This window comes from Herbaspirillum huttiense (genome assembly GCF_047300815.1).
Classification (GTDB): domain Bacteria; phylum Pseudomonadota; class Gammaproteobacteria; order Burkholderiales; family Burkholderiaceae_D; genus Herbaspirillum; species Herbaspirillum huttiense_A.
The window spans coordinates 2,091,909-2,104,021 of sequence record NZ_CP178608.1 but is presented as its reverse complement, the minus strand read 5'-3'; the positions used below and the strand labels follow the sequence as shown (position 1 = coordinate 2,104,021).

Below are 12,113 nucleotides of genomic sequence, written 5' to 3'. Positions count from 1 at the left end.
GAAAATGCAGGAAATCGAAGAGGCCAGTGCACCAGAGGACTGCCGCAGCAGCCCCCTGCCCGCTTTACATGCGCGCCAGCACGGCGCCCCAGGTGAAGCCACCGCCGACGCCTTCCATCATGACGGTATGACCCGGCCGGATGCGGCCATCGCGCACCGCCTGGTCCAGCGCCAAGGGAATGGAGGCGGCCGAGGTATTGCCGTGTTCAGCCACGGTGACGACCATCTTTTCCAGCGGCAGGCCCATCTTCTTGGCCGTACCCTGCATGATGCGGATATTGGCCTGGTGCGGCACCAGCCAGTCGACGTCAGTGGATTGCATCTGGGCCGCTTCCAGGGCTTCGCGCGCCACCTTGTCCAGCAGCGACACGGCCAGCTTGAAGACCGCCGGGCCGTCCATGTACAGGTAGGCGCTGCCAGCGACAGCGCCGTTGTTGACGCTACCCGGCACGCACAGGATGTGGCCATGGCTGCCATCGGCGTGCAGCTTGGTGGCCAGCACGCCCGGTTCCTGCGAGGCACTCATGACGATGGCGCCGGCGCCGTCGCCGAAGAGCACGCAGGTGGTGCGATCCTTGAAATCCAGGATGCGCGAGAACACTTCGGCGCCAATGACCAGAACGTTCTTGTGAGCACCCGATTTGATGAAGCTGTCTGCCACCGACATGGCGTAGACAAAGCCGCTGCAGACGGCCTGCACATCCATGGCCGGCGCGCCATTGGTGATGCCCAGCTTGCGCTGGAGCACGCAGGCGGTGCTGGGGAAGCCACCCAGGTGATCCGGGGTGGAGGTGGCCATGATGATCAGGTCGATGTCATTGGGCTGCATGCCCGCCGCCTCCAGGGCGCGCTGCGCCGCCTGCAGGGCCAGGTCGCTGGAGAGCTGGTCCGGTTCGGCATAGTGGCGCGCGGAGATGCCGCTGCGGGTGACGATCCATTCGTCCGAGGTCTCGATGCCCTGCTCGGCCAACTGCGCGGCCAGCTCATGGTTGGTGACGCGCTTGGCCGGCAGGTAGCTGCCGGTGCCGACGATTTTGCTGTAAGTGGTCATGCCGTCTTCTTGCTCTGTTAGTTCGGTTGATCCAGCGAGACCGGCGCCGGCTCGAAAGCCTTGGCAGCGGCCTCGGCCGTGCGCCCCTGCTCTTGGGGCATCAGCTCCGCCATGCTGGCGGCAATACGGGCGAGCACATCATACTTGGCCGCATCATACGCGCGGCGGATGGCCCATTCGAACGCATACACATCGGCCCCGCCGTGGCTCTTGAAGACCAGGCCCTTCAGGCCCAGCAAGCTGGCGCCATTGTAGCGGGAAGGATTGAGGCGGCGCGACAAGGCCTTGATGGCGCCATAGGCGATCAAGGCACCGAGCTTGTTGATGATGCCCTTCTTGAACTCGCTGGTGAGCACCTGCTTGACGAAGCGCCCCAAGCCTTCAGAGGCCTTCAGGGTCACGTTGCCCACGAAACCGTCGCACACCACCAGGTCGGTCGTGCCTTCGAAGATATCGTTGCCTTCCACGTTGCCGTAAAAGTTGAGGATACCCTTCTCATGGTCGGCCCGCAGCAGGGCGGCAGTCGCCTTGACCAGCTCGTTGCCCTTCATGTCCTCTTCACCCACGTTCAACAGGCCCACGGTCGGCTTGGCCTTGCCTTCCATGACCGCGACCAGGGCCGAGCCCATGAGTGCAAATTGATGTAAATGCTGTGGCTCGCAGTCGACGTTGGCGCCGAGGTCGAGCATGTAGGTGGGGCCATCCTTCTGATTGGGGAGGATGGTGCAGATGGCCGGACGATCCACGCCCGGCAGGGTCTTCAACACATAGCGCGAGACCGCCATGAGGGCACCGGTATTGCCGGCCGAGACGGCGGCGTGGGCTTGGCCCTCCTTGACCAGGGTCACGGCCACGCGCAGGGAAGAATCCTTCTTGCGGCGCAGGGCGACCTCGATCGGGTCGTCCATGGTCACCACTTCGGTGGCGTTGTGAATGCGGATGCGGGCTTCGCCGGCCAGCTTGAATTTCTTCAGCAGCGGCTGCAGCACGGCTTCCTGGCCGACCAGGATCAGCTCTGCATCAGGTTGGCGCTTGAGGAAGGAGGCAGCGGCCGGGAGCGTGACTGACGGGCCATGATCGCCACCCATGCAGTCGATTGAAATTTTGATGGTCATCGATTTGATTCAAAGCCTTGCCAGCCCACATTATGAGGCAGATTGCAAAGCCTTCAAAATGGCACACTTGGACAACGCGCCAAGTGAAGCTTCACGCAAGCAGGCAGGCAGGTCCGCTGACGGATGTCGCGGACATAAAAAAGCGGCGCAAAATGAACCTCCTTGAACAGAAGCTCATTGCGCCGCTTTTCTCCAAAAACAGCAAGCTCAATGAATGAGATTACTCGTCGTTCTTGGTCTTCAGCACCTTGCGACCACGGTAGAAACCGTTGGGGCTGATGTGGTGACGCAGGTGGGTCTCACCAGTGGTCGGCTCCACAGCCAGCGGAGGTGCAGTCAGAAAGTCGTGTGCGCGATGCATACCGCGCTTGGACGGGGTCTTTTTGTTCTGTTGAACGGCCATGATTACTCCTAAACCTTACTTAAGATTGAAAATTTTAACACATCGGATCGGTGTTTCTCCACACCCGCTGTGCCGCTGCCCGGCCTTTGCCAGACATTCCCCAACAATACTTGTTACTGCTTCAACTTCTTCAGTACCTCAAACGGGGAAGCCCGTTCAGCACCTTTGGCCTCGGCCGCCACGCTACCGTCAGGACAGACGTCATGCTTGGGTGCCACCGGCAGGGCCAGCAGCGCATCGTCCTCGATCAGGTAGTTCACGTCGAAGGCTGCCGAACCGACGATGACATCGATCTCATCATCATCCAGCAGTTCTTCGATGGTGTCGGCTTGCGCCTCATCTTTTGCCAATACCAGCAGCGACTTCGAATCAATCTCGAAATTCAATGCCGTCAGGCAACGCTGACAGATCAGATTAACTGCACCCGACACTGCCAGACTGAGTTGAGCATGTCCCAGCTTGTCGATATCGCCGGACAGAGTCCAGTGAATCGTGCCGGAACGGTCAACCGTCTCTTGCGCCAGACGACCTAATTCAGCAACCGGAATCTCACCCTGCGCCTGCTGTTTCAGCCTGCAGAATTCGAACGCGTCGATAACAAATGCATTCATAGCCAAAGCAGAATCCGGAAAACCTGCGATCATAACAGAAAATTTCCTTACCAGTCAAAGCCTTAGCGCTTTGCTTGCGAAATTCTCGCGAAAAATGGCTTCATCGGAGGAAGCACTCTCACTTTTGTGGCGAATTTCCGCCAAAATCCGGGTTTTATTGTTTCAGCACGGCGCGTGGCGCGCCTTCACCATGACACAACACCGCACCGATTCCACCCTGCCCCGCCTGATCCTGGGCTCCAGCTCCGTCTATCGCAAGGAACTGCTGGGCCGCCTCGGCCTGCCCTTCGAGACCATGGTCCCGGACATCGACGAAACCCCGCAACCCGGCGAAACCCCGGAAGCCACGGCCTTGCGGCTGGCGCGCGAGAAGGCCGCTGCCATTGCCGCCAGGACCGGACCGGCCCTGGTGATCGGCTCGGACCAGGTCGCCACGCTGGACGGCCTGCAGATCGGCAAACCCGGCAATCACGCCAATGCCTTGAAGCAATTGCAACTGATGCGCGGACGCGAAGTGACCTTTCATACGGCGCTGTGCCTGTGGGATGGCCGCCAACGCGATGCTGCCGCCGCTGCGCAGGTCTGCAACGTACAGACCTTAGTGCGTTTCCGCGACCTGGAAGATGCCGAACTGGATGCCTACCTGCATATCGAGCAGCCCTACGACTGCGCCGGCAGCGCCAAGAACGAGGGCCTGGGCATCGCCATCCTGGAGAGCATTCGCAGCGACGACCCCACCGCCCTCACCGGCCTGCCCCTGATCGCCTTGACCGGCATGCTGCGCCGGGCGGGCGTTCCATTTTTCACCGCCGGCCGCGCGGCTCAGTAATTGCGGCGCGGATAGCCTTCGGCCAGGATACGCTGCCAGACCACTTCGCGCTGATCCTTGTCCATGAAGACCCATTGCGCCACCTCATCAACGGTCCGGCCGCAGCCGCGGCAGACATCATCAAAGGTGGTGGAGCACACGGCCACGCAAGGCGTGTCGGGGCGCTCGGGGGCGGAGGGAACGGCGGATTGCGAAGAAGAGCTGGAAGACATTGAGTGAATCTGAATGAGGAAGATGAAGCATTGCGCAAGCGGCCCGCCCGGATCCAAACGGAATACAGGCAAAAAACTTCACTTGGCCAATAACGCGATGCTTCGCATCTTACCAAGAACCGAAGGCAAGCTCTCCCTGCTGATCGAAGGGATATGAAGAGTTCATCATCCCCGAACCAAACCAACAGGCAAAAAAAAGCCCGCGACCAAGAGGTGCGGGCTTGAATCCAATTTCTTAAGGAGATTGGAGGAGACAGGTGCAACTATAGCGATGCGCCCCGGCCGAGTCTGCTTTATTGTGGCAATAGCAGATATTCACATTCTTCATATCTGCCGTCAGAACCGCGCCACAACAAGTATCCGCCGCACCATCCGGCGTTCACCCCATCCGCAAATCACCCTGCACCGCCGACGTCATCGGCTTGGGCGGGTTGCCGCCCTTGCGGTCACAGGCTTGCAATGACAATAACAGAGCGATCACCAGCAAAATCAGCGCATTCGTTCTCATCACAGTCTCCCGGAATGAATTCCCTTGCAAAGAATGCCACCTTCCGCCCGCCCTGCCCGTCTGTCAAGCCGATCAGGCGGCGCTGCGCAGGCTGGTCACCGCGCCGGTTGCCGGCAACGTGCGGGCGGCCGCCAGGTTTTTCTCATAGAGGGCCGCAATCATGTCCGACTGCGTCAGCATGCCGGCCAGCTTGCCATCGGCCTGCACCACCGGAATCTGGTGCAAGCCATCGGCCATGCGCGGCACCAACTCCAGCACCGGCGTATCGACCTGGGCGGTAATGACCGGCCGGCTCATGATCTGACCGACCACTTCCGGCTTGTCCGAATGGGTGAACGGCACCCGGTGCAGCAGGCGGCGCAACTGCGCGGCCAGGCCCGTATGCACTTCCACGCCGGCGTGCTCCAGAAAATTTGTACGGCTGACGATGCCGATGACATGCCGCCCGCGGTCGAGCACCGGCAAGGCCCGTAGCTGATGCTCCTGCAGCAGGCGCCAGGCCTCGTCCAGGCCGGTGGCGAATTCCACCGCGACCACATCGCGCGACATCACGGCGGCACACAGGGTCTGGCCGAAGCGACGGTGATAGGCCCGCATCTCGGTTTGCAGGAAGATTTCTTCCAGATCGTCGCGGCCGATGTCGAGCACCTGGTTGAAATCCTTCAGGACTGCATCCAGATCTTCATGCGAGAACCCCAGCCGCGAGATCGGTAATTCATCCCGGGTCTGGTGCGGATGCGCTGCGGCGCTTTGCTGGGCATGCGGATAGCGGCGCCCGGTGGCGTTGTTGTAGAACAGCGCGGCCACCAGCAGCAGCGCCGAATTGAGCAGCACCGGCGAAAGCACGAAGGCGTAGCCCATGTCATGCACCACCGGCCCGCCCAGCACCGCCGTCAAGGCCACCGCTCCGCTGGGCGGATGAATGCAGCGCAGCAGGAACATGCCGCCAATGGCCAGCGCGATGGCCAACGCCGCCGCCAGGGCCGGCTCCTGCACCAGCTTCGCGCAGGTCACCCCAATGAGCGCCGCACAGAGGTTGCCACCCAGGATGGACCAGGGCTGGGCCAGCGGACTGGACGGCACTGCAAACAGCAACACGGCAGACGCTCCCATGGGCGCGATCAACCAGATGGTGCTTGCCTCATGCGGCAGCAGCGCGTAGCTGATCAGGCCGACCAGCAGGATGCCGAACAGACTGCCGGCGCAAGCACGCATGCGTTCGAAGCGATCGACATTGGTCTTGGCAGGAATAAAACTTTTCAACCACAGCAAGATAGAATCGGGCATATCCCTTCCGTGACGACGGGTCTTCAACACGGCACGCGGCGTGACAGCGCCCGCGCCAAAGCCACAATTACATCACAAGATGATATATATGTCCCGTTTGACCTCCTCCCTTTTCCTTCACTGCCAAGGCGTGTGCCGATGAATGCCGCGCCCCGCCTGCAAAAAGACGATTTCGAAGCCCTGTCGGAATTTCGCTACCAGTTGCGCCGTTTCCTGCGTTTCTCGGAAGATGCGGCCCAAGGTGAAGGCCTGACACCCCTGCAATACCTGCTCCTGCTGCACATCAAGGGCTATCCCGGGCGCGAGTGGGCCAGCATCAGCGAGCTGGCCGAACGCCTGCAGGCCCAGCATCACGGCGTGGTGGCGCTGGTCACGCGCTGCGTGAAGGCCGGCCTGGTCACGCGCACACCGGACGACCGCGACAAGCGCCTGGTCCAGGTGCGCCTGACCGAATTGGGCGAACAATACCTGCATCGCTTGGCGCAATTGCATCGCAACGAGCTGCAATCGCTGTCGGGCGTATTCCAGGTGTCGCACATTTCGGCCTTCAACGACCGCGACTGAACGCCACCACCGCCCCAGCGACAGCGGTCTTGTGGATGTCCGCAAGACCCGCCGGGGCCAGCTGCTGTTATGCTTGCGACAACTTCTCTCCAGCCTTTCCCATGACCCGCAAAGCCGATCCTGCCGCCGCACCCGCCCGCGCCATCACCAAGGAAGACGTGGCGCGTGCCGCCGGGGTATCGCACATCACGGTCTCGCGGGTCATCAATACGCCGGAAAAGGTCTCCCCCGCCACGCGCGAACGGGTCGAATCCTTCATCAGCAGCATGGGCTATATCCCCAACATGCTGGCCGGCGGCCTGGCCTCACGCCGCACGCGCATCGTGGCGGCCATCGTGCCGACCATCAGCCATTCGATCTTTGCCGAGACCGTGCGCGGACTGTCCGAGCAACTGAGCCTGCAGGGCTACCAGTTGCTGCTGGGGCAAACCAATTATTCGGAAGACGCGGAAACCGGCCTGGTGGAAGCTTTCATCGGCCGCCGGGTGGATGGCCTGGTGCTGACCGGCGTGCAGCATTCGGCGCGCACGCGCCAGCGCCTCAAGGCGGCCGGCATTCCGGTAGTGGAAACCTGGGACATGAGCCCGCAGCCCATCGACATGCTGGTCGGCTTCGACAACCATGCGGCCGGGCAGGCCATGGGGGAGTATCTGGTGCGCAAGGGCTATCGCCGCATGGCTTTCGTGGGCGGGGATGATCCGCGCGGCCTGGCGCGCTTTGCCGGGATGCGGGATGCGCTGCTGGCGCAGGGCGCGCCGGAGCCGGTGCATCTGGTGGTGCCGATGGGCAGCTTCCTGCAAGCCGGACGCGAAACCATCTGCCGCCTGCTGGCGCTGCAGCCGGACATCGAGGCCGCCTTCTTCAGCAACGACGTCATGGCCGCCGGTGCGGCACTGGAGTGCGCGCGGCGCGGCATCGCCGTGCCGCAACGCATGGCGCTGGCCGGATTCGCCAATCTGGAGATCGCCACCGAAGTCCTGCCTGCCCTCACCACGGTGCAGATCAGCGCACACCAGATCGGCCTGACGGCGGCCGAGATGCTGCTCACCCGCTTCGACGGGCAGACCGTACACGAGCCGCTGTGCGACCTGGGGTATTCGATCCTGGAACGCGAAAGCACCTGACACCACCGTTGAGGCCGCACCGGCGCAGTTCAGGGTTCTTCGATCTCATCCCCGGCCAGCTCGACGCGGTTGCGTCCCAGGCGCTTGGCGCGGTAGAGCGCCATGTCGGCGCGCTTGGTCAGCCTGTCCAGCGCCTCGCCACCGTTGAGGGCAGCCACACCGAAACTGGCCGTGACCTTGATCCGCCGATCTCCCTCGATGTCGAACACACATTCTTCCAGGGCGACCCGCAGTTTGTCGGCCACCGAAGCGGCCTGCACCAAGTCGGATTCGGGCAGCAGGATGATGAATTCTTCGCCGCCATAACGCGCCAGCACATCGACCTTGCGCAGCAGCTGCGCCACGCACTGGCTCACGCCGATGAGCACCACGTCGCCCGCCTGATGGCCATAGGTATCATTGATGCGCTTGAAATGATCGATGTCGAACAGCACCACCGACACCGCCCGCCCATAGCGCTGGGCCACGCCCAACTGCTGGTCGGCATGGGTATAGAAGGCCCGCCGGTTCAGCACGCCCGTGAGGAAATCGGTGTTGGAAGAGGTCTGCAGCTGGGTGATCAGGGCTTCACGCTCCTTGGCCAGGCTGTTGCGCTCGCGCATGCGCTCCTTGAGCACGCGCAGCGCGCGCATCATGGCGCCGATTTCATCCTGATGCCGCACTTCGGGAATCTGCTGCTCCAGCTTGCCCTCCACCAGCCCCGAGACCAGATCGGTAGCCTGCACCAGCGGCCGCACCACGCGCCGGCCGATCAGCACCACCAGCAACTGGAAGAACAGGCAGGCCACCAGCGTCAGGGAGACCACCAGCGCCAGCAGATTGCGGGCACGCGTGTTGTGGCGCTCGGCCTGCTCCAGCAAGTCAGCCAGCAAGAGATCGCGCAGATCGGTGATGGCGGCCATCTGCGGCACATAGAACTTGAAGAGGTCGGCGGGCGTGACCGCATAGTCGCCGCCCTTGAGCCCGACCTGTAGCAGGAAATCCAGGAACTGGAAGCCGCTGTCGAAATATTCTTTCTCCACCCGCTCCTGGGCCGCCGCAAATTCCTCACGGCCGCCATAGCTGGCGAGCTGGGTGCCGATGAAGCCGCGCAGCAGTTCGATGCGCCCGTAGAGCCGGCCGATTTCGATCACTTCATCCTGGGTCAGCTGGCGATGCGCGATCAAGGGCGCGACGAAGCGCGAGCCCACCTGCCCCGCATATTCACGCAGGCTGGCCACCGCGCGCACGGCCGAGAGGCCATCGCGCAGCAAGGGGTCGGCACGGTCGGCCTCGTTGCTCAGATCGATGACTACCCGCACCATCAGCGGCACCAGGTCCACCATGCTGCTCACGGCGGCTACCACCAGCACATCGCTGCGGTTCTCCGGTGCCAGGCGTGACACCCGGTCCACGTTGGCCCGCGCCGGGACCAGCCCCTGCTCCACCTGGCGGACCTTGTCCATGGCCCAGGACTGGCGCAGCCGGGCATCCGCGTCCAATGCCGCATGCAATTGCGCCAGCGCCGTATCGCTCTGGCTGCGGGCTGCAGCCAGCTTGGCCAGCATGTCCTGTGTCGGCGTCGCGCCGGCGCCCATGATGGCATTGGCGGGCCCGCGCTCGGCGGAAATCTTTTCCATGGCCAAGAGCGCCAGCCGCAGCTTGCGCAAGGCCGGCACACTGTTGGCGCCGCTACGATAGGTATTCCATTCCGTCCACACCAGGGCCACGGCAAATGCCAGGAACAGCATCAGCAAGGCGATGGAGATCAGCCGGAACAGACGATTCAAGGACATGATGAGCCCGCCAGGGAAAGCAAACGCAAATGCAAATGCATGAGACGAATATATCAAGCCGCGCTCGATCAGGGCACGGCTACTGCGCGAGCGGGAAGAAAATTTGATCCGGGTATCGCAGCGGCGCCACGAAACAGGAAGCACCCTCCCAGCGGCTGGGACGGCCTGGTGCGGACCGGGTGCTCTCCCCCTCGAAAAGCATCCGGCGGCCAGGAAATGACAATGCGCAGAACGCACTCCCGTCAGGAAGAAGCGCGCCCGGAATTCTCCGGCAACGTCTTCCCCACAGGGCGTAAAAAAAGCCGCACGAGGCGGCTATTTTTACAGCGCGGGGTGAACCGCGTAAATGCTGGCGGAGAGGGTGGGATTCGAACCCACGGTACGGGAAACCGTACGCCTGATTTCGAGTCAGGTACATTCGACCACTCTGCCACCTCTCCGGTTAACTTCGGTCGTTCCACTGCGTGGTGCAGCGAAGACAGCGACTATAGCAGAAACATTTTCGGAGTGGAACTATTTTTTGAAAAAATCTTCATAAAAATTATCTCCCCGCCATTGCATCCTGCCGCTGACGCGCTATCAACAACACTCGCCGAAGATCATTCATACATAAAATGGCCGAGGTGAATTGCTTATCATCATCTTGTCATAAATCACTTCTAGCATCCGTAAACTATTTTCTGATGCATCGCCGTTCTTTGGAACCTTCAACCCCGGATTCAGCCAGATGGCTCCCCTCTCCAGCACTTCCTTCCCGCTCGGCGCCGAAGTCGTCGACCTGATCGCCCGCGCCTCCGGCGCAGCCTTGCGCAGCGCCGACGATCCAATGTTGTCATTGCTGCATGAGATCATCGCCCAACGCAAGCTCTCGGCGCTGTTCCAGCCCATCGTGCGCATGCGCAATGGCGAGATCCTGGGATATGAAGGGTTGATCCGCGGGCCGTCCAATACCCCGCTGCATTCACCGCTGGCGCTGTTCAAGGTGGCACGCGCGCACAACCTGTCGGTGCAGATGGAATACCTGTGCCGCCACATCGTGCTGACCCGCTTCGCGCAACTGGGCTTGCCGGGCAACCTGTTCCTGAACGTCTCGCCGGGTGCGCTCATGCAGCCGGAGGCGATCCAGGGCGAGACCCTGCGCTATCTGGAAAAGCTGGGCGTCAATCCGCAGCGCATCATCATCGAACTGACCGAGAACGAACCCACCTACGACTATGCCCTGCTGCGCAATGCCGCCATGCATTACCGCGACATGGGCTTCCAGATCGCCATCGACGATCTGGGTGAAGGTTTCTCCAGCCTGCGCCTGTGGTCGGAGCTACAGCCGGAATACGTCAAGGTGGACATGCACTTCGTGCAAGGGATCAACCATGATCCGATGAAGCTGCAGTTCGTGCGTTCGATCCAGGAGATTGCCGAGAAGTCCGGCTCCATCGTCATCGCCGAGGGCATCGAATCCCAGGCCGAGCTGCTGACCATCCGCGACCTGGGCATTGCCTGCGGCCAGGGCTACCACATCTCGCGCCCGCTGCCGGAGCCGCCGGTCTCGATCTCGGACGATGTCACCAAAACCCTGCGCCGCGACAAGGTGCCGCTGTCAGCCAACAAGTATGGTCCCGGCAAGCGCAGCGCCACCGTCGCCAAGCTGCTGCGCGAGACCCAGTACGTCAGCCCGGAAGTGACCAATGATGCGGCCTACGACATGTTCGTCAATGATCCGCAGCTGCAGGCCCTGCCGGTGGTCAGCAATGGCTTGCCGATCGGGCTCATCAACCGCTACAGCATGGTGGAGCGCTTTGCCCGCCTGTACGGGCGCGAACTGTATGGCAAGAAGTCCTGCGCCTTCTTCATGGACCCCAATCCCATCCTCACCGAGCAGGACACCAGCCTGCAGGACCTCTCCAACCTGCTGGTGCATGCCGAGTCGCACCACCTCTCCAACGGCTTCATCATCACCGACCGTGGCCAGTACGTCGGGCTGGGCACCGGCCACGACCTGCTGCGCGAGATCACGCAGATGCAGATCGACGCCGCCCGCCACGCCAATCCGCTCACGCAATTGCCGGGCAACGTACCCATCAACGATCACATCGAATACCTGCTGCAGAGCGGCGTGGAATTCTGCATCTGCTACTGCGACCTCGACAACTTCAAGCCCTTCAACGACGTCTACGGCTATCGCAAGGGCGATGACATGATCCAGGCCACCGGCCGCGTGCTGCAGCAGGCCTGCGACCCCAACCTGGACTTCATCGGCCACATCGGCGGGGACGATTTCCTCATCCTGTTCCAGAGCGAGGACTGGGAAAAGCGCTGCCGCACCATCCTCGATACCTTCGAAGCCGACACCCGCGTCTTCTACTACGACGAAGACGTGCAGCGCAATGGCTACTACACCGAGGATCGCCAGGGCAACCGGGTCTTCCACCCGCTGGTCTCGCTGTCGCTGGGCTCGGTGAAGATCGAACCCTCGCAATACTCCTCACCGCACCAGATCGCCTCGGCCGCCACCCGCGCCAAGAAGGAAGCCAAGAAGATCCAGGGCAACAGCCTCTTCATCGAGCGCCGCATCCCGACGACCTTCTCCTGGGCGCTCAAGGACGCTTAGCCAGTCTTCTTACGAAAACGTTTTCT

13 protein-coding genes and 1 tRNA gene are annotated in these 12,113 nt (G+C 62.0%); 5 read left to right on the top strand and 9 right to left on the bottom strand.

Going from position 1 to position 12,113, the window contains the following annotated elements:
* Window positions 1–64: 64 nt before the first annotated feature.
* Both ACLRDN_RS09630 and plsX read right to left on the bottom strand, forming a co-directional pair.
* The gene (locus ACLRDN_RS09630) at window positions 65–1,051 is read right to left on the bottom strand and encodes a beta-ketoacyl-ACP synthase III (protein WP_413459935.1); all 987 of its coding nucleotides are present in this window, start codon (window positions 1,049–1,051) and stop codon (window positions 65–67) included.
* A 17-nt stretch (window positions 1,052–1,068) separates the two neighbouring features.
* Window positions 1,069–2,166, bottom strand: coding sequence for a phosphate acyltransferase PlsX (gene plsX, locus ACLRDN_RS09625; protein ID WP_413459934.1), 1,098 nt, complete (start codon window positions 2,164–2,166; stop codon window positions 1,069–1,071).
* A gap of 83 nt (window positions 2,167–2,249) precedes the next feature.
* Between plsX and ACLRDN_RS09620 the strand changes: the two genes are divergently transcribed.
* Window positions 2,250–2,384, top strand: a complete 135-nt coding sequence (locus ACLRDN_RS09620) for a hypothetical protein (RefSeq protein WP_413459933.1) — start codon at window positions 2,250–2,252, stop codon at window positions 2,382–2,384.
* A 2-nt stretch (window positions 2,385–2,386) separates the two neighbouring features.
* Here ACLRDN_RS09620 and rpmF read toward each other — a convergent pair whose 3' ends face one another.
* Both rpmF and ACLRDN_RS09610 read right to left on the bottom strand, forming a co-directional pair.
* The gene (rpmF, locus tag ACLRDN_RS09615; protein ID WP_006463510.1) at window positions 2,387–2,569 is read right to left on the bottom strand and encodes a 50S ribosomal protein L32; all 183 of its coding nucleotides are present in this window, start codon (window positions 2,567–2,569) and stop codon (window positions 2,387–2,389) included.
* Window positions 2,570–2,682: 113 nt separating this feature from the next.
* Complete coding sequence (locus ACLRDN_RS09610; RefSeq protein WP_034331680.1) at window positions 2,683–3,213, bottom strand: YceD family protein; 531 nt, start codon at window positions 3,211–3,213, stop codon at window positions 2,683–2,685.
* A gap of 157 nt (window positions 3,214–3,370) precedes the next feature.
* Between ACLRDN_RS09610 and ACLRDN_RS09605 the strand changes: the two genes are divergently transcribed.
* Window positions 3,371–4,009, top strand: coding sequence for a Maf-like protein (locus tag ACLRDN_RS09605; protein WP_413459932.1), 639 nt, complete (start codon window positions 3,371–3,373; stop codon window positions 4,007–4,009).
* Here ACLRDN_RS09605 and ACLRDN_RS09600 read toward each other — a convergent pair.
* The 3 genes from ACLRDN_RS09600 to ACLRDN_RS09590 form a co-directional block, all read right to left on the bottom strand.
* A complete protein-coding gene (locus ACLRDN_RS09600) occupies window positions 4,003–4,221 on the bottom strand; it encodes a DUF1289 domain-containing protein (RefSeq protein ID WP_034331679.1) in 219 nt (72 codons plus the stop codon). The genes ACLRDN_RS09605 and ACLRDN_RS09600 overlap by 7 nt on opposite strands.
* 379 nt (window positions 4,222–4,600) lie before the next feature.
* Window positions 4,601–4,729, bottom strand: a complete 129-nt coding sequence (locus ACLRDN_RS09595; RefSeq protein ID WP_413459931.1) for a hypothetical protein — start codon at window positions 4,727–4,729, stop codon at window positions 4,601–4,603.
* 72 nt (window positions 4,730–4,801) lie between these two features.
* The gene (locus ACLRDN_RS09590) at window positions 4,802–6,016 is read right to left on the bottom strand and encodes an HPP family protein (protein WP_413459930.1); all 1,215 of its coding nucleotides are present in this window, start codon (window positions 6,014–6,016) and stop codon (window positions 4,802–4,804) included.
* Between the two features lie 138 nt (window positions 6,017–6,154).
* On the opposite strand from ACLRDN_RS09590, the gene ACLRDN_RS09585 reads away from it, so the two are divergent.
* Both ACLRDN_RS09585 and ACLRDN_RS09580 read left to right on the top strand, forming a co-directional pair.
* Window positions 6,155–6,580, top strand: coding sequence for a MarR family transcriptional regulator (locus tag ACLRDN_RS09585; protein WP_413459929.1), 426 nt, complete (start codon window positions 6,155–6,157; stop codon window positions 6,578–6,580).
* A gap of 101 nt (window positions 6,581–6,681) precedes the next feature.
* Window positions 6,682–7,704, top strand: a complete 1,023-nt coding sequence (locus ACLRDN_RS09580) for a LacI family DNA-binding transcriptional regulator (RefSeq protein WP_413459928.1) — start codon at window positions 6,682–6,684, stop codon at window positions 7,702–7,704.
* Between the two features lie 29 nt (window positions 7,705–7,733).
* On the opposite strand, the gene ACLRDN_RS09575 is transcribed toward ACLRDN_RS09580, so the two are convergent.
* Together ACLRDN_RS09575 and ACLRDN_RS09570 are read right to left on the bottom strand one after the other, a co-directional pair.
* Window positions 7,734–9,479, bottom strand: a complete 1,746-nt coding sequence (locus ACLRDN_RS09575; protein ID WP_413459927.1) for a diguanylate cyclase — start codon at window positions 9,477–9,479, stop codon at window positions 7,734–7,736.
* A gap of 350 nt (window positions 9,480–9,829) precedes the next feature.
* Window positions 9,830–9,919 (bottom strand) — tRNA-Ser (locus tag ACLRDN_RS09570).
* A 287-nt stretch (window positions 9,920–10,206) separates the two neighbouring features.
* Between ACLRDN_RS09570 and ACLRDN_RS09565 the strand changes: the two genes are divergently transcribed.
* The gene (locus ACLRDN_RS09565) at window positions 10,207–12,087 is read left to right on the top strand and encodes a GGDEF domain-containing protein (RefSeq protein ID WP_413459926.1); all 1,881 of its coding nucleotides are present in this window, start codon (window positions 10,207–10,209) and stop codon (window positions 12,085–12,087) included.
* Window positions 12,088–12,113 lie beyond the last annotated feature (26 nt).